13 protein-coding genes are annotated in these 18,023 nt (G+C 66.9%); 6 read left to right on the forward strand and 7 right to left on the reverse strand.

Features of this window, described 5'->3' with window-relative positions:
* The first annotated feature begins 144 nt into the window (after positions 1-144).
* Entirely contained in the window at positions 145-345 is a 201-nt protein-coding gene (locus G342_RS0112540) for a DUF4169 family protein (protein ID WP_018183495.1), read from the forward strand.
* Positions 342-593, forward strand: coding sequence for a ribbon-helix-helix domain-containing protein (locus G342_RS24045; RefSeq protein ID WP_018183496.1), 252 nt, complete (start codon positions 342-344; stop codon positions 591-593). The genes G342_RS0112540 and G342_RS24045 overlap by 4 nt, the downstream gene beginning before the upstream one ends.
* Here G342_RS24045 and G342_RS25310 read toward each other — a convergent pair.
* From G342_RS25310 to G342_RS0112560, 3 genes are all read right to left on the reverse strand, one after another.
* Positions 580-4,419 (reverse strand): AsmA family protein, encoded by a 3,840-nt coding sequence (locus G342_RS25310; protein ID WP_342665168.1) that lies wholly within the window; start codon positions 4,417-4,419, stop codon positions 580-582. The two genes, G342_RS24045 and G342_RS25310, sit on opposite strands and share 14 nt — an antisense overlap.
* A 49-nt stretch (positions 4,420-4,468) precedes the next feature.
* Positions 4,469-5,890, reverse strand: coding sequence for an FAD-binding oxidoreductase (locus G342_RS0112555; protein WP_018183498.1), 1,422 nt, complete (start codon positions 5,888-5,890; stop codon positions 4,469-4,471).
* A 174-nt stretch (positions 5,891-6,064) separates the two neighbouring features.
* The gene (locus tag G342_RS0112560) at positions 6,065-7,048 is read right to left on the reverse strand and encodes a zinc-binding dehydrogenase (RefSeq protein ID WP_018183499.1); all 984 of its coding nucleotides are present in this window, start codon (positions 7,046-7,048) and stop codon (positions 6,065-6,067) included.
* Between the two features lie 192 nt (positions 7,049-7,240).
* Between G342_RS0112560 and G342_RS0112565 the strand changes: the two genes are divergently transcribed.
* Positions 7,241-9,595: an ATP-dependent helicase gene (locus G342_RS0112565; protein ID WP_018183500.1), complete on the forward strand. Its 2,355-nt coding sequence runs from the start codon at positions 7,241-7,243 to the stop codon at positions 9,593-9,595.
* Here G342_RS0112565 and G342_RS0112570 read toward each other — a convergent pair.
* Complete coding sequence (locus G342_RS0112570; protein WP_018183501.1) at positions 9,592-9,990, reverse strand: GNAT family N-acetyltransferase; 399 nt, start codon at positions 9,988-9,990, stop codon at positions 9,592-9,594. The two genes, G342_RS0112565 and G342_RS0112570, sit on opposite strands and share 4 nt — an antisense overlap.
* Between G342_RS0112570 and G342_RS0112575 the strand changes: the two genes are divergently transcribed.
* Positions 9,989-10,927: a 50S ribosomal protein L11 methyltransferase gene (locus G342_RS0112575; RefSeq protein WP_018183502.1), complete on the forward strand. Its 939-nt coding sequence runs from the start codon at positions 9,989-9,991 to the stop codon at positions 10,925-10,927. The genes G342_RS0112570 and G342_RS0112575 overlap by 2 nt on opposite strands.
* Positions 10,928-11,114: 187 nt before the next feature.
* On the opposite strand, the gene scpC is transcribed toward G342_RS0112575, so the two are convergent.
* Positions 11,115-12,617 carry a succinyl-CoA:acetate CoA-transferase ScpC gene (gene scpC / locus G342_RS0112580; protein WP_026304380.1) on the reverse strand — a complete coding sequence of 501 codons (1,503 nt, stop codon included), beginning with the start codon at positions 12,615-12,617 and terminating at the stop codon, positions 11,115-11,117.
* Positions 12,618-12,789: 172 nt separating this feature from the next.
* On the reverse strand, positions 12,790-13,008 hold the full coding sequence (locus tag G342_RS24055) for a hypothetical protein (RefSeq protein ID WP_051094217.1): 219 nt from the start codon (positions 13,006-13,008) through the stop codon (positions 12,790-12,792).
* Between the two features lie 240 nt (positions 13,009-13,248).
* Here G342_RS24055 and G342_RS0112590 point away from each other — a divergent pair, with 240 nt between their 5' ends.
* Both G342_RS0112590 and G342_RS24060 read left to right on the forward strand, forming a co-directional pair.
* A complete protein-coding gene (locus G342_RS0112590) occupies positions 13,249-15,084 on the forward strand; it encodes an aminopeptidase P family protein (RefSeq protein ID WP_018183506.1) in 1,836 nt (611 codons plus the stop codon).
* 129 nt (positions 15,085-15,213) lie between these two features.
* Positions 15,214-15,783 carry a PRC-barrel domain-containing protein gene (locus G342_RS24060; protein ID WP_018183507.1) on the forward strand — a complete coding sequence of 190 codons (570 nt, stop codon included), beginning with the start codon at positions 15,214-15,216 and terminating at the stop codon, positions 15,781-15,783.
* A gap of 67 nt (positions 15,784-15,850) precedes the next feature.
* Here G342_RS24060 and ligA read toward each other — a convergent pair whose 3' ends face one another.
* A complete protein-coding gene (gene ligA, locus G342_RS0112600) occupies positions 15,851-17,992 on the reverse strand; it encodes an NAD-dependent DNA ligase LigA (protein ID WP_018183508.1) in 2,142 nt (713 codons plus the stop codon).
* Positions 17,993-18,023 lie beyond the last annotated feature (31 nt).

Consider the following 18,023-nt stretch of genomic DNA (forward strand, 5'->3'; position numbering starts at 1 on the left):
GCCCTGATAGTGGCATGGAGGACGAGGATGCGTCTGCCGCCCGACGGTCAGGGGACAGCGCGATCGTGACTCCGGTCTGCGACGGTCCCATCGCGCCGCCACCGCACGCGGCGAAGATGGCCCCGGGTTTCAAGGAGGGTTGCCATGACCGCTGAGATCATCAATCTGAACCGCATCCGCAAGGAAAAGGCGCGACGCGAGAAGGCCTCGCTAGCCGAGGAAAACCGCGTTCGGTTCGGTCGGACCCGGGCCGAGCGAGCCCTGGACCGCATCGCGGCCGAGAAGGCTCGCCGCCATGTCGACGAGCATCGGCGCGACGACGAAACCGATCCGACCGTCGCATGAAGAAGCGCTCGGTCTCGATCGCCGGCCATCAGACATCCATTTCGATCGAAGAACCGTTCTGGCAGGCGCTGCGGATGATCGCAGCGACGCGCGGTCAGAGCCTTGCCGGGCTAATCGCCACCATCGACGGCGAACGCAAGGCCGAGACCAATCTCTCGTCGGCCATCCGCCTCGCCGTCCTCGCCTGGTACCAGGCGAAGCTGGAACGAGCCATCGGCACGGAAACGGCCGCCGTCAGTTCGGAATAGACGCCGGCGGCATCAGCACCATCGGCGCGCCCGGATCGGCCCCCTGGGACGGCAACTGCAAGGGCTGCTGCGGTCTGGCCTGCGGCCGCGGCGCGGGCTCGTCGAAGCCCTTGAGAAGCGATTCAATCCCGTTGGTGAAGTCGAGCTGCCGTTGTTCGGCCGCCTGGCTCGCGGCGCGCTTGGCCTGCTCTTCCTTCTGCAACCGGGCCGCCTCCGCCTTTCGGGCGGCCTCCGCCTTCTTCGCCGCCGCCGCATCCGCCGCGGCCTGCTCCGCCGCTTGCTTGGCCGCCTGCTCCGCCGCCTGCCGGGCTTGCTCGGCCGCCGCCTCTTCCGCCTGCCGTGCCTCTTCGGCCTTGCGCGCCGCTTCGGCCCGGCGCTCGTCGTCCTCGCGGGCGACGCGGACCAGTCGGCTGAGCTTCTCCTTCTCGACGATCTCCGCCTGCAGCTTCTCGATCCGTTCGACCTCGCGCTCGAAGGCGCGCACCGACAGGAAGCCGGCGAGCGGCGCGACGTCGATCTGGCGGGTCGGCTCGGCGAGCGGACCGGAGAAGACGAGGCCGACCTGCGGCACCGCGCCACTCACCCGGTCTTCGCCCGGATCGATTGTCAGGGTCCACTGGCTGTCGAGCGTCTCAGCGTTCAGATCGATGGTGGCGCCGCCGACCATGGTCGCGCTGGGGCTGGTCACGCCCAGATTCTGGGCCCGGATCGTGCCGGCGGCGATCGAGAATGCCCCTTCGATGTGGTCGAAGGCGAGCGTGCCGGCATCGAGATAGCCCGCGAACAGCTTGCGCAGCTCCGCCTCGCCGATCTCGCGACCGGCATTCGAGGCGCGGATGACGGCGCTGAAGGCTTCCGGATTGACGAAGCGGGCCGAGCCGGCGCCAACCTTCAGCGAGCCGCCACCGGTCAGCGACGAGACGACACCGGCGGCCGAGCGGCCCGTGCCTTCGAACTGGCCGGAAATATCGAGCGTGCCGTCGGCGACGGAGCGGCCATCGCGCTGCCAGACCAGATCGGCAAGCGCCGCGCCGGTCACGGCGACCTGTCCGGAGATCGACGCGTCGCCCTCCGGATTGACGATGGAAAGCGAGCCGGACGCCTTGCCGCCGGCAAAGTCGCCATGCGTCAGCCGCAGTTCCGTCCGATCGCCGGAGAAGTTCGTCTCCAGCGCCGCATTGGTGACGACGATGCCGTCGCCAACCTCCAGGCGATCGGCGGAGAGCCGGAAGGCGGCGTCGAAACCCTCGAGAACGGGCCGGCCAAACGTCGTTTTCGACCACGGGCTCTCGGTGCTGGCGAGAAGGTCCTGCGGCAGACCGAGCGCAAGCGAGGTCGCGCGCGTCAGATCGGCCTCGTCAACGGCGACGTCGCCCTTCAGCTTCCAGCGCCCCGCCTCGCGACCGAAGTCGATCGAGCCGCTGGCCTGAACGTCCCCAAGCCGCGCGTCGCGGAAGAACAGCGTCGCGACGCCGTCCTTCACATCGAGCGAGGTCGTCGCTTCGACTGGCAGGGCTTCCTGAATGCCCGGCAGGGTCAGTCCGGCCAGCGCCAGCGCGGGCGTGGCGTCGGTGCCATGTGCCGTCACGGAGCCCTCGAAGGTCGGCAGGCCGGCCGCGTCGACGCCAATCTTGCCATCCGTCGCGTAGGTGACGCCGGCGAAATCGCCCTTGATCGTCGCCGCGGCGCCGTCGGCCAGCGTGCCGGCGCCCTCGATTTCCAGCCGCGCCCTGCCCGGCTGGTCGAGCGGCAGGGCCCGATAGCCGAGCTGGCGCAACAGCTGCCCGGCATCGGGGTTCTCGATGGCGGTCGAGAGTTTCAATTCGCTCTCGCGCCATCCGGCCGGTGTACCGACGAAGCCGAGCGCGGTGTCGATCGCCGTGCCGCCGGCGGTGCCGTTCAGGGTCAGATTGGCATGGGTGACGTTGTCGCTGGCGCGCGCATTGATGACGGTCGCCAGCTTGGCTGGTCCGAGCAGCGGCGCTGTCGACTTGAACCAGCGCGAAAGCGCGGAGCCAGGCAGCAAGCGTTCGACCATTCCGGCGGTGCCGGCCAGATCGGAGGCCTCGATCGAGGCGGAGATCTGGCCGCTCGGCACGCCAGTGATGTCGGCGACGCGGCCGCTCGCCGTAATCGCCGCGCCGGCGAGATCGCCGATCGAAAGCCGGTTCGCCACCAGCACGCCATTAGCGAAACTGCCATCGGCCGTGACCTGCGACAGCAGCATGTCGCCGACTTCGAGTTCGCCTGTCGAGATCTTGACCTGGAAGCCGTCGGCGAGGCTGTCGGCGTCGCTCAGGCTCTGGCCGGCGAATAGTTCCGCGAGCGACGCCAGCTGGTCAAAATCGAGCCGGTTGGCCTTGAGCTCGACGGCGAGATCGCGGCGACCATCGACGGCCGATTGCTGCCAGCCGAGGCTGCCACGGACGCTGGAATCGCGCATGCGCGCCGCCATGCCCGACACCTGGAACGATCCGGGCGCCGCATTGAGCTGGCCCGACATGTCGAAAGGCTGCAATTGCGGCCGCGAGGCCATCTTGCCGCCGCGCCACCAAGCGGCGAAGACCGCCGGCTGGTCGGAAGTAAGCCGGACGGCGCCCTCGAAGCTCGGCTGCGGCGCGGTCGTGACGATGCCGTCCGCCGCCAGCCGCGTCCGTCCCGGCAGGTCGGCGCCCAGTTCCTCGATCTTCCAGCCCTGATCGGCGGTGACCGCGTCGAAACGGAGATTCTGGATCACCGAGCCGCCGATGACGATGCCCGGAATATCGAAGCCGATCCGGCCCGGGATCGACGGCACCGGCAATTCGGCCAGCGCGGCGACGACCGCCTTCGAGGCCATATCGACGTTGGCCGGCTCGTTCGGCCCCTTGCCGATCGAGCGGTCGAGGTCGAGCTGCCGCGCCTTCAGGACCGCGTCGAACCGCATGGACGGGCCGAGATCGATGGTCGAGGCGCCGGTGAGGCTATAGGGCCGATCCTCCGGCCCCTGCGACAGCGTGAACGCCGGCAGCTTCAGCTGTTCCGGCCGCAGTTCGAAACTGCCGGAAGCCCGCCAGCTCGGAACCGTCTTCGGCTTGCCGTCGTCATCGGCGACATGGGCGAGCGAGAACCCGCCCGACCATGTCAGCCCCTTGTCGTCATGCGCGAGCGGCCCCTCGGCCGAGAAGGCGACCGGCACGGTGGCGGGATTGGCCTCGATCTTGACCCGGATCGAGCCGTCGGCGTCGCGACGGCCGGTGGCGACGCGGAACGTGGTCGGCACGCCCTCGGCGACCAGGCCGCCCTCGATCTTCCAGGGACCGAGCAGCGATCGTGCGTCGACGGCGGCATTGATGCCCGTGAGCGACAACGAGCGGCCTGTGCGCTCGTCGTGATAGTCGATCGAGCCGTCGGCAATATCGACCTTTTCCAGCGTCACCGCGTCGGGATCGAGCGCCTTCGACGCCTCGGAGCGCTGCAGCCAGTCCGGCCGGCCGTCGGCCGCAACCCTCACCTGCAGGCGGGGCCGGGTGATCGCCATGTCGACCACCTTGAACGAGCCGGAGATCAGGGGGATCAGCTCGATCCGGACTGCGAACCGGTCGACCTTCATCATCGGCTGGTCCGGCGTGCCGCCGACCCGGACATCGGTGAAGACGAGCGAAGGCATCGGCAGCAGCGACGCGTCAGCCGTGCCGGCGACGGTGACGGGCTGGCCGAGAATCTTCTCCGCCTCGCGCTCGAAGGTCGAGCGAAAGGCGTTCCAGTCGACGAACCAAGGAATCACCAGCGCCGAAACGAGAACGGCGATGATGATGCCCCCGATGATCAGGTACAGCCTGTTCAGATCAGCCTCCGCCTTGCCGGTCCCTGCTTCAGCGTGGTCGCCCCGCTTGTCATGCGTCCGGCAGAATCTTGCCCGGGTTCAGGATCCCGAGCGGATCGAGCGTCGCCTTGATCATGCGCATCACGTCGAGGCCGTGGCCATGCTCCTTGATCAGATATTTGCGCTTGCCCTGGCCGACGCCATGTTCGCCGGTGCAGGTGCCGTCCAGAGCGATGGCCCGCTCGTTCATCCGGCTGATCACGGCTTCCGCCTTGGCGATCTCTTCCGGATTGGTGATGTCGATCAGGAGCTGGGTGTGGAAATTGCCGTCGCCGACATGGCCGACGACCGGTCCGATCAGGCCATTGGCCGCGATATCGGCGCTGGTCTCGGCAACGCATTCGGCCAGTTTCGAGATCGGCACGCAGACGTCGGTCGAAACGCTCTGGATGTTGTCGCCGGGGCGGAGCCCCTTCACGGCGAAATAGGAATCGTGCCGCGCCTGCCAGAGCTTGGTGCGATCCTCCGGACGGGTCGCCGAGGCGAACTCGCCACCGCCGAACTCCTGCGCGATCGCCGCGAACTGTTCCGACTGCTCCAGCACCGATGCCGGCGAACCGTGGAACTCGAGGAACAGATGCGGCGTCTCGGGCAGGCCGAGCTTGGCGAACTCGTTGGTGGCGCGGATCATCATCGCGTCGCCGAGTTCGACGCGGGCGATCGGGATGCCGCTCTGGATCGTCAGGATGGCCGCGTTGCAGGCATCCTCGACCGTCGGGAACGAGCAGACGCCGGCGGCGACCGATTCCGGCAGGCCGTGCAGGCGGACCGTCACCTCGGTGATGATGCCGAGCGTGCCTTCCGAGCCGACCAGAAGGCGGGTCAGGTCATAGCCGGCCGAGCTCTTCTTGGCGCGGCTGCCGGTGCGCACGATCGAGCCGTCGGCCATGACGGCCGTCAGACGGACGACGTTCTCGCGCATCGTGCCGTAGCGCACGGCATTGGTGCCGGAAGCGCGTGTCGCCGCCATGCCACCGAGGCTGGCATCGGCGCCGGGGTCGATCGGAAAGAACAGGCCCTGGTCGCGAATATGATTGTTGAGCTGGATCCGCGTGACGCCCGCCTCGACCGTGCAGTCGAGATCCTCGGCATGCACCGCGACGATCTTGTTCATCTGCGACAGATCAATCGACACGCCGCCCTTCGGCGCGTTGACATGGCCCTCGAGCGAGGTGCCGGTGCCGAAGGGGATGATCGGCACGCGATGCGCGGCGCAGATCTTGACGATGTCGGCAACTTCTTCCGTCGAGGTGGCGAACACGACCGCATCGGCCGGCTCGTTGGGCAGCCAGGTCGTGGTGTTGGCATGCTGCCGCCGGACCTCCAGCCCGCGCGAGAAGCGCTGACCGAAGCGCTCCTGCAGAATCTCGAGAGCCGCAGCCAACGCTACTTCGTCACGCGCATCTTCGTTGCGCAGCGCCGAAACTGTCATACTAAAAAGCCTCCCAACGGGTTCGTGGCCCGCAAGCCATGTCGGGGGGCAACCTAGCAAAACCCTGCTGCCTCGCCAAAGACTTCCTGAGATATTTGCCCCGATGCGCCGCTTAATTCGCCCCCTTTCGCGGGCCGCCGGCGCCCGGCTTGAGACGACGAACCGGCTGATCGGTCATACCGAACCACGCAGCGCGATCTTGCCGCTGCGGCCAGCTCGGGCGCTGGCCCGCGCGGCGGCGGCGGGGTCGGACAAATCGAAGCTCTCGTCGATGCCGAGCTTCAGTTCACCAGTCGCGGCGAGACGGATAAGCTCGCCGATGAGGCGCGCCAGTTCGGCCCGATCGGTCGACGCCGAGCGCCGGGCGCCCCAGAAGCCCTTGACCGTTATCTGGCGAAAGATCAGGTCGCCGGAACGGATCTCCAGCGGCTCGTTCGACATCGCGCCGAACGACATGAGCAGGCCGCCATCGGCCAGCAGGCTTGTCAGGCGCCCACCATCCCTGCCGCCGACGGAATCGACGGCCCGCACGATCGGCGCCCCGCCGACCAGCGCCTGCACCCGGTCCTCCCAGCCCGCCGTCTCGGTCGAGACGCCGTTTTCGATGCCGAGCCCGGCCAGTTCGGCAAGACCGGCGTCGCGCCGCACCAGGCTGACGACATGGATGCCGCGCGCCTTGGCGAGCTTGGCGACGATCTTGCCGACCGCGCCATTGGCGGCGTTCTGGATCATCCACTGACCGCTACCGATCTGCAGGTCTTCCAGCAGCATCAGGGAGCTGATCGGCATAGCGATCAGCTGACAGCCGGTCTCGTCGTCGATGCTGTCCGGCAGCGGCACGGCACGCGCCGCCTGCGTCACGAAAGATTCGCTCCATGCCCCGTTGATACCGGTGACGACGACGCGCTGGCCGATCGCCGGCGCCGTCACGCCCGGCCCCAGGGCCTCGACGCGGCCCAGCGCCTCGCTGCCGCCGATCGCCGGCAGCTGCGGCTTGTGGCCATAGGTGCCGCGAATGGTCCAGAGATCGTGATTGTGAATGGGCGACAGCACCATCCGCACCCGAATTTCGCCGGCGCCCGGCTCCGGCAACGGACGCTCGCCGGAAACAAGGACTTCGCCCGGATCACCAAAACGCTCGTAAAGGGCAACTCGCATCGGACAGGCTCCTTCTTGGACTGGACCGCCAGTTAACGCCTGAAAGCCCGCGCGGCCAACTCATCCGGCGTCGTCGGGAGGTCCGCTTCACTTGGACAGAGTCGGCCTGTTTCTGTAGGAAGCTGGAATGCAGGGCCTCCACGGTCCATATTTGTTCTCATGTCCAGCCTATCGAATCGACCGCCCCCGCAGATGACCGTTCCCTTCGACAGCTCCGCTCCCGCCCCCCGTCCCGGCGGCATCGCTGCGCGCGCGCTCGGCAAGGCGGCGGCCGCCCCCGACTATGTCGCACGCCTCAATCCCGAACAGCGCCTGGCAGTCGAGACGACGGAAGGGCCGGTGCTCGTCCTCGCCGGCGCCGGTACCGGCAAGACGCGGGTGCTGACGACGCGGATCGCGCATCTGCTGGCCACCGGCAAGGCCTATCCGAGCCAGATCCTCGCCGTCACCTTCACCAACAAGGCGGCGCGCGAGATGCGCCACCGCATCGGCGAGCTGATCGGCCCCTCGGTGGAGGGCATGAACTGGCTTGGCACGTTCCACTCGATCGGCGTCAAGATCCTGCGCCGGCACGCGGAACTCGTCGGCCTGCGCTCCGACTTCACCATTCTCGACACCGACGACCAGATCCGCCTGATGAAGCAGGTGATCCAGGCCGAGGGCATCGACGAGAAGCGCTGGCCGGCGCGCCAGCTCGCCAATCTGATCGACAGCTGGAAGAACCGCGGCCTGACGCCGGACGACGTGCCGCCGGGCGATGGCGGATCCTTCGCCGATGGCCGCGGCATCAAGCTCTACCGCGCCTATCAGGCGCGGTTGAAGACGCTGAACGCCTGCGATTTCGGCGATCTGCTGCTCGAGAACCTGCGCCTCTTCCGCGAGCATCCCGATGTGCTGCGGGACTATCACCAGCGCTTCCACTACATGCTGGTCGACGAGTACCAGGACACCAACGTCGCGCAATATCTGTGGCTGCGCCTTTTGGCGCAGGGCCGCAAGAACATCTGCTGCGTCGGCGACGACGACCAGTCGATCTATGGCTGGCGCGGCGCGGAGGTCGACAACATCCTCCGCTTCGAGAAGGATTTTCCGGGCGCCGTCGTAATCAAGCTGGAGCGCAACTATCGCTCGACCTCGCACATCCTCGGCGCCGCCTCGCACCTGATCACCCACAATGAAGGCCGGCTCGGCAAGACGCTGTTCACCGACGCCGTCGACCCCGAGGCCGCGCGGGTCCGTGTCGCCTCGGCCTGGGATTCCGATGAAGAGGCTCGCGCCATCGGCGAGGAGATCGAGGGCCTGCAGCGCCAGGGCCACAAGCTCAACGACATGGCGATCCTGGTGCGCGCCTCGTTCCAGATGCGCTCCTTCGAAGAGCGCTTCGTCACGATCGGCCTCAACTACCGCGTCATCGGCGGCCCGCGCTTCTACGAGCGGCAGGAAATCCGCGACGCGCTCGCCTATCTGCGCGTCGTCGCGCAGCCGGCCGACGATCTCGCCTTCGAACGCATCGTCAACGTGCCGAAGCGCAGCATCGGCGAGACGACGGTGCGGCTGCTGCACGACCATGCGCGGGCCCGCAACATTCCGATCATCCAGGCGACCGAAGAGCTGATCGACACCGAGGAGATCAAGTCGTCCAAGACGCGCACCGCGCTGCGCGACCTGCTCGCCTCCTTCGCGCTCTGGCGCTCGAAGCTCGAGACGATGAAGCATGGCGAACTGGCCGAGATGATCCTGGAGGAGAGCGGCTACACCGACATGTGGCAGCAGGACCGCTCCGCCGACGCGCCGGGCCGGCTGGAAAACCTCAAGGAACTGATCCGCTCCATGGAAGCGTTCGAGTCGCTCGGCGGCTTCCTCGAGCACATCGCCCTCGTCATGGACACGGACAGCGCCGAGAACCAGGACGCTGTCTCGATCATGACGCTGCATTCGGCCAAGGGCCTCGAATTCGAGACCGTGTTCCTGCCCGGCTGGGAGGAAGGCCTGTTCCCGCACCAGCGCGCGCTCGACGAGAGCGGTCGCGCCGGGCTCGAGGAAGAGCGCCGCCTCGCCTATGTCGGCATCACCCGCGCCAAGCAGCGCGCCATGATCTGGTTCGCCTCGAACCGTCGCATCCATGGCCTCTGGCAATCGAACGTGCCGTCGCGCTTCCTCGACGAACTGCCGGAAAAGCATGTCGAGGTGATCGAGCAGACGTCGAATTATGGTGGCTACAATGTCGGCGGCTACGGCAATTACGGGGCCAGCCGCTTCGACCGCGCCGACAGTTTCAACAACACCTATTCGACCCCCGGCTGGCAGCGCGCCCAGGCGAACAAGGCCTCGGCCCAGGCGCATGCCCGCTCGGCACCACGCCAGATCGAGGGCGAACTCGTCGCGAAATCAACCGGTTCCGGCTCGAACTACAAGCTCGGCGAGAGGGTCTTCCATCAGAAGTTCGGCTATGGCGCCATCATCGAGATCGAGGGCAACAAACTGACGGTCGACTTCGAGAAGGCCGGCACGAAGAAGGTCGTCGACAGCTTCGTGAGCAAGCACTAGCCGGGTTGGAGCCGCATCAGCCCGGCCTCGGTCGGCCGGAAGCCGCAGTCGCGATAGAACCCGGCGAGATGCGGCTCGAAATCAACATGTAGCCAGGCGGCCCCGCGCTCCGCCGCCAGTTCTGCCGCTCGGCGAACCAGAAGCGTCCCGAGGCCGGCTCGGCGATGAGCGGGATCGACGCAGGGATCGAGCAGGAAGGCGTGCTGGCCGCCATCCCAGGCGACGTTGACGAAACCGACCAGGTTTTCGCCGTCATAGGCGCCGAGATGGACGAGGCTGCGCGACAGTATGGCGTCGGGATCCCGCGGTCCCGGCTGTTGCCATGCCCCGCGCCATAGCCGATCTAGGTCGTCATGGGCCGGAAAGGGATCGACGCGGATTTCGGTTTCGGCCATGAAGCATTTCCCAATTCGGATCCAAGGCGGATATGAAGACATCCTCCGCCGCCAGACAAGGTTCGCCAGCTTGACCCTCATCGCCTCCCTCAACCTTGCCAAGGAATCCGACGCCACCCGCCTGATCGAGGCGATCGGCGAGGATGAAGCGCTTGGCTTCCCGTCCGCCGCGACGACGGAACAGGCCGACCAGAGCTGGACGGTCGACGTCTATTTCGAGGATCAGCCCGACGAGGCGGCGCTGGCAAGCGTGCTCGCCGCCGTGCTCGGCCCCGATGCCGGTCCGTTCGTCGTCTCGGATCTGCCGGAGGAGGACTGGGTCGCCAAGTCGCTGGAAGGGCTGAAGCCCGTCCGCGCCGGCCGCTTCCTCGTCCATGGCAGCCATGACCGCGACAAGATCCAGCCGGGCGACATCGCCATCGAGATCGAGGCCGGCGAAGCCTTCGGCACCGGTCATCACGGCACGACGGCCGGCTGCCTCGAAGAGATCGACCGGCTCGGCAAGCTCCACGACTACAAGAGCATCCTCGATCTCGGCACCGGCACCGGCGTGCTCGCCATCGCCATCGCCAAGGCCTGGGGGAAGCCGGTGCTCGCCACCGACATCGACCCGATCGCCACCCGCGTCACCGCCGAGAACGCGGCGCTGAACGGCGTCGGCGAGCTGATCGACGCGGCGACGGCGGAAGGCTTCGGCAATCCCGTCCTCGCCGATCGCGCGCCCTATGACCTGATCGTCGCCAACATCCTGGCCGGACCGCTGATCGCGCTTGCGCCTGACGTCGTGGCCCATCTCGCCCCGAAGGGCACCGTTGTGCTGTCCGGCCTGCTCACCGCCCAGGGACCGGCCGTCACTGCCGCCTACGAGGCCGAGGGCCTCAAGCTGGCGCGGACCGGCGAACAGGAAGGCTGGCTGACTCTCACGCTCGAACGGTAGAGGCAACACTACGGATTAAGGCCAACATCCGGCCCACGATCGCCGTCATCCTCGCGAAGGCGAGGATCCATTCAGCCGCGTTTTCGGAAACGAAAACTCCCGGCAACCCGGCTGGATGGATCCCGGATCTCCGCTTCGCTGCGTCCGGGATGACGACAGAGTTATGGTCGCGGCGGAGCGCTGCTCCCTACCCGATCGACGGCAGCATCGAGCCCGTCTGTTCCTGGCGCAGGTGCCAGGAATAGGCCTCGGCGAGCAGATGCGGCGTCTGGCCGCCATGGTCGCGAACGGCGCGCCTGTAATAGTCGGCGGCGAGCTCGCGATAGCTCGGGTGGATGCAGTTGGCGATAATCACCTGTGCCCGCTCGCGCGGCGCCAGGCCACGCAGGTCCGCCAGCCCGATCTCGGTTACCACGACATCGACGTCATGCTCGTTGTGGTCGACATGCGGCACCATCGGCACGATGCGCGAGATCGAGCCGTCCTTGGCGAGCGACTTGGTGACGAAGATGCCCATATAGGCGTTGCGGGCAAAATCACCGGAGCCGCCAATGCCGTTCATCATGTGCGTGCCGCCGACATGGGTCGAGTTGACGTTGCCGTAGATGTCGCATTCGAGCGCGGTGTTGATGGCGATGACGCCGAGGCGGCGCAGCACCTCCGGATGGTTCGAAACTTCCTGCGGGCGGAGCACCAGCTTGCTCTTGTAATGGCGCAGATCCGGCATGACGCGGGCCTGGCAGGAAGCTGACAGCGTGATCGACGAGCCGGACGCGAAGGCGAGCTTGCCGGAATCGAACAGGTCGAACGTGCTGTCCTGCAGCACCTCGCTATACATGGTGAAGTCGTGGAACGGGCTGTCGATCAGGCCGTGCAGCACGGCATTGGCGATCGAGCCGATGCCGGCCTGGAGCGGCGCCAGCGTCTCGGTCAAACGGCCCTTGCGGACCTCGTGACTGAGGAACTCGATCAGATGGCCGGCGATCGCCCGCGTCTCGTCATCGGGCGGCGTGGTTTCCGCCGAGCTGTCCTGGCGCTCGGTGACGACGATGGCGGCGATCTTGGCCGGATCGATCTGGATGAACGGAAGGCCGACGCGGCTGTCCGGCGAGACGACCGGGATCGGCTCGCGATGCGGCCGCCGGGTCGGAATGTAGATGTCGTGCAGGCCCTCGAGCTCGGGCGACTGGCCAAGATTGAGTTCGATGATCACCTTTTCGGCCAGGATCGCGAAGGTGGCCGAATTGCCGACCGAGGTGGTGGGAATGATGCCGCCTTCGCGGGTGATCGCCATCGCCTCGACGACGGCGACGTCGATCGGCCCCATCTGGCGCGAGCGCAGCAATTCGACCGTCTCGGAGAGATGCTGATCGATGAACATTACCTCGCCCTTGTTCAGGGCGTTGCGCAGCACGCGATCGGACTGGAATGGCAGCCGGCGCTTCAGCACATGCGAGCGCGTCAGCACCTCGTCGATACCGTTGCCGAGCGAGGCGCCGGTGATGAGCGTGATACCGAAGGGTTCGGTGGCGGCGCGCTCGGCCAGCGCCAGCGGCACAGCCTTGGCGTCGCCGGCGCGGGTGAAGCCGCTCATGCCGACGGTCATGCCATCGCGGATCAGCAATGCCGCCTCCGCCGGCGACATGACCTTGTCGAGAAGCGAAGCGAGGCGGATGCGATCCTGCAGCATGATGTCCAGCATTCGGTTGGGGGCTGCCGGACCATAAGCCGGGGCAGCCGCGTGCGCACCCCGCAAAACGTACAAAATCCGCGACGGGCTGTCGCGGATTTTGCAAATCAGGCGCCGATCAACAAGATCCGCGCGGCTCGATCGACGCCAGGCCGACCCGAGCCAGTCTCAATCAGACGATCGAACCCATGGCGCGGCGCTCATGCGTCTCGCGGTCATAGCCGAAGGTCGCCAGCGATGCGTCGTCGAGCGACAGCTGGTAGCCGTTCACGAAGCGCGGCATACGGCGCTCGCGCACATGCGTCATCCGGGCAGCAGCGCGCCGAACGACGCCATGCCCGCGGCTTCCTGCCGAGGCAACGCCGATTTCGCCGTAAGCTGCAGCCAACATGATCTGAATTCCTTTTTGCTGAGATGCACCCTGCATCCCTTAACCATCGCCTTCATACCCATAACGCTGACGTGAAGGTACACCTGTATCGGTATGACTGACATGCGGTTTTTGCAACGCACAAGATACCGCCACAATTGCGCCGCGATGCAAACACCGGTCTTGCCGGAATTGCCCTCTCCAGCCCGCCCGATTAGGGTCTCGCAAACCATCGCGACTGCGAAAAAGAGGCCAAAGCGGATGTTCCAGAATTTCGACGCGCCGAGCCGCGCCCACCCGATCACCGATCGCCTCGTAGCGTTGCGTGCCCACCTCGCCCGCGTCGGCCTATCCGGCTTCATCGTGCCGCATGCGGACGAATATCAGGGCGAATATATCCCCGCATCGGCCGAACGGCTCGCCTGGCTGACCGGCTTCAACGGCTCGGCCGGCGCCGCGGTCGTGCTCGCCGACGAGGCGGCGGTGTTCGTCGACGGCCGCTATACGCTGCAGGTGCGCGATCAGGTTGATGTCGCCGATTTCACGCCGGAAGACCTGATCTCGCTGCCACCGCATCAGTGGCTGAAGGGCAAGCTGAAGGCGGGCGATCGCATCGGCTATGACCCGCGCCTGTTGACGCTTGCGGAAGTTCGGCGGTTCGAGGCTGCCTGCAAGGCGAACAAGGCCGAGCTGGTCGCGCTCGACGAAAACCCGGTCGACGCGATCTGGACCGACCGGCCCGCCGCTCCCCTCACCCAGGTGGTGCAGCAGCCGGACGAACTGGCTGGCGAAACGGCAGATGCCAAGATCGAGCGCCTGCAGGCGATCCTCGCCGAGAAGGACGTCGACGCCGCCATCCTGGCGCAATCCGATTCGATCGCCTGGGCCTTCAACATCCGCGGCGCCGACGTGCCGCACAATCCGGTAGTGCTCTCTTATGCGCTGCTGCGCCGCGACGAGCGCCCGACGCTCTATGTCGACGGCCGCAAGCTCTCCAACGCCGTGCGCGACGCGCTCTCCGAGCGCGCCGACATCAAGGAGGAGCGCGCTCTGCTCGCCGATCTCGCAGCCCTCGGCGCCGCCGGGCGGCGGGTGCTCGTCGATCCGCAGACGACGCCTGCCCTGTTCGTGACCGCGCTGACCGACGCCCAAGGCGTGATCGTCGAGGGCTCCGATCCGGTCGTCCTGCCGAAGGCACGCAAGAACGCCGTCGAGCTCGACGGCACGCGCCGGGCGCACCGCCGCGACGGCGCCGCCATGACCCGCTTCCTCGCCTGGCTCGACGAGAATGGCGCCAAGGGCGGCGAGACGGAGATCAGCGTCGCCAAGAAGCTGGAGGCGTTCCGCGCCGAAGCTGGCGCTGCCGACGGCATGCCGCTGCTGGAAATCTCGTTCGACACGATTTCAGGCGCCGGCCCGGACGGTGCCATCGTGCATTACCGCGTCAATGAGGCGACCGACCGCAAGCTCGAGACGGGCACGCTCTATCTGGTCGATTCCGGCGCGCAATATCGCGACGGCACGACGGACATCACGCGCACTGTCGCCATCGGCCAACCGACGGCCGAGATGCGCGATCGCTTCACCCGCGTGCTGAAAGGACACATCGCGCTCGCCACGGCGCGCTTCCCGAAAGGCACGTCCGGCGCGCAGCTTGATACGCTGGCGCGTCACGCCCTCTGGCAGGCCGGCCTCGATTTCGACCACGGCACCGGCCATGGCGTCGGCGTGTTCCTGTCCGTGCATGAAGGCCCGGTCCGCATCTCCAAGGCGGGCCACCTGCCGCCGGAACCCGGCATGATCCTTTCCAACGAGCCCGGCTACTACAAGACCGGCGCCTATGGCATCCGGATCGAGAACCTGATCGTCGTCACACCGCCCGCCCCGATCGAAGGCGGCGATCGCGAGATGCTCGGCTTCGAGACGATCACGCTGGCCCCGATCGATCGCAATCTGATCGACGTCGCCCTGCTTAGCCCGGCCGAGCGCGCGTGGATGGACGCCTATCACGCCCGCGTCCGCGACATGCTCGCGCCCTCCCTGGACGGCGCGGCGCTCGACTTCCTGATCGCCGCGACACAACCGCTGGAAGCATAAATTCCATTGCCCGATTCCATCACGAAACCTGTCATAGCGATAGGCTTCGTGATGGAACGTCCCTGCCGACACTCCGTTGTCCGATCGAGCCCAAGCTCAATTGGCTATGAAAAACACGGAGTTACGACCATGAAGAAACTTCTCGGAACAACCGCCCTGGTCGCTCTCCTCGCTGCAGGCCCCGCGCTGGCGCAGGATGCGCCTCCGCCTGCCGAGACCAGCGCACCGGCGGCGACCACAACCACGGTTGCGCCCGCCGGACGTTTCATCGTCCTGGAAAACGGCACGACCGACTGGCTCGCCTCCAATCTGATCGGCTCGACCGTCTATAGCGGCACGGACGAGAATCTCGGCAAGATCGTCGATATCCTGGCGACCGATCAGGGTCAGGTGAAAGCCGTGGTAATCGGTGTCGGCGGCTTCCTTGGCATCGGCCGCAAGGACGTCGCCGTGGCGCCGGAGACGCTCGATCGCGTCAAGATCGACAATGGCGTCAAGCTGGTGCTCGCCACCACCAAGGAAGAGCTGAACACGGCGCCGGAATTCAAGACCGCCGCCCAGCAGGAATCGGACGCCGCCAAGGCAGCCGCGCCGGATACCACTATGCCGGCGGCTGACCCGATGACGCCGCCGGCCGCCACGACGCCGACCCCGGCAACGGACCCAGCGGCCCCCACGACGGCTCCCGCGGCGCCGTAAGACCCAGAAGCCGCAGGAACTGAGGCCTACCCGACCGGGTGGGCCTCAGCGCTTGTCGAGGACATGGCTATTCCGCGCCGACCAGCGTGAACCAGCCATCCTCGTCAATGACCTCGACGCCATTCTCGGCGGCGGATTTGAGTTTCGATCCGGCGCCGGGCCCCGCGACCAGCAGATCCGTCTTCTTCGAAACGGAGCCGGCGACCTTGGCGCCGAGGCGCTCGGCCATCGCCTTGGCCTCCTCGCGCGTCATCCGGACCAGGGTCCCGGTAAACACGACTGTCTTGCCGGCGACGGGGCTGTCCGTCTTGGCGGCCTCGAGCGGCTGGGGGGTGACCTGTTCCAGGAGTCGGGCGAAAGCGTCGCGATTGTGCGGCTCGTCGAAGAAGTCGACCACCGCCTCCGCCACGACCGCGCCGATGCCTTCGATGCCGACCAGCTCGACCCAGGCGTCGTTCCCCTTGAGAAGCTCCGGTCCCGGCGGACGCGCGGCCAGCGCCGTGTCCCGGAACGCCTCGACGGTGCCGAAATGGCGGGCGAAGCGCTTGGCATTGGTCTCGCCGACATGGCGGATGCCGAGCGCATAGATGAAGCGATTGAGCGCGATGCTGCGCCGCTCGTTGATCGCCGCGAACAGGTTGCGCGCCGAGGTCTCGCCGAAACCGTCGCGGTTCTTCAGCCGCTGCAGCTGACCCGCGTCGCGCGCCTCCAGCGTGAAGATGTCGGCCGGCTCGGTGATCAGCCCCCACTCGTGGAAAGCCTGCACCTGCTTCTCACCCAGCCCTTCGATGTCGAAGGCATTGCGCGAGACGAAATGGCGGATGCGCTCGACCGCCTGCGCCGAGCAGATCAGCCCGCCGGTACAGCGCCGCACCGCCTCGCCCTCCTCCCGCACGGCATGGCTGCCGCAGACGGGGCAAAGGGTCGGGAACTCATAGGGCACGGCATCGGCGGGGCGGCGATCGAGCAGGACGGAAACGATCTGCGGGATGACATCGCCCGCGCGCTGGATGACGACCGTGTCGCCGACGCGGATATCGACGCCGTCGCGGATCGGCAGTCCGTCGCCGCCGATACCCCTGATGTAGTCCTCGTTGTGCAGCGTCGCGTTCGAGACGACGACACCGCCGACGGTGATCGGTTCCAGCTTGGCGACCGGCGTCAGCGCACCGGTGCGGCCGACCTGGATGTCGATGCCGTTCAGCACCGTCACCGCCTGCTCGGCGGCAAACTTGTGCGCGACGGCCCAGCGCGGGCTGCGCGAGACGAAGCCGAGCCGGTTCTGCAGGGCGAGCGAGTTCACCTTGTAGACGACGCCGTCAATATCGTAGCCGAGCCCGGCGCGATCGGTCTCCAGCGCGTGGTAGAAGGCGAGCGCTTCTTCGACGGTGCTGCAGAGCGTCATGCGCGGATTGGTCGGCAGGCCCCAGCTGGCGAAGGCCTCGACCATGCCCATCTGGGTCTCGGCCGGCATGGCGCTCATCTCGCCCCAGGCATAGGCGAAGAAGCGCAGCGGCCGCGACGCGGTGATCTTCGGATCGAGCTGGCGCAGCGAGCCGGCGGCCGCGTTGCGCGGATTGGCGAAGGTCTTGCCGCCGCCGGCCGCCGCCATGCGGGCGTTCAGCGCCTGGAAATCCACATGCGCCATGTAGCACTCGCCGCGGATCTCGACGATCTCCGGCACGCCGGCCGGCAGCTTCTCGGGAATATCGCCGATGGTGCGGGCGTTGACGGTGACGTTCTCGCCCTCAAAACCGTCGCCACGCGTGGCCGCGGTGACGAGCCGGCCGCCCTCATAGCGCAGCGACAGTGAGAGGCCGTCGATCTTCGGCTCGGCCGTGAAGGATATGGCGCCTTCGATCTTGAGGAAGCGGCGGGCGCGGTCGATGAAGTCGACCACGTCCTGATCGTCGAAGGCGTTGTCGAGCGACAGCATCGGCACGACATGCGGCACCTTGGCGAATTTCACCGAAGGGGCGGCGCCGACCGAGGTGCTGACCGCCGATCTCAGCTCAGGAAAGCGGGCCTCGATGGCGACCAGCCGGCGGCGCAGCGCATCATAGTCCGCGTCCGAAATGACCGGCGCGTCTTCCTGGTGATAACGAAGATCATTTTCGGCGATCTCGGCGCTGAGGCGTTCATGCTCCCGAGCCGCCTCGTCCGCCTTTAGCGTATCGACCGGTATCTCGCGCAACAAATCCGACGGCATGGCAGAACTCCCATTCGGGAAAAGCTATGCC

Source organism: Kaistia granuli DSM 23481, assembly GCF_000380505.1.
Taxonomy (GTDB): Bacteria; Pseudomonadota; Alphaproteobacteria; order Rhizobiales; family Kaistiaceae; genus Kaistia; species Kaistia granuli.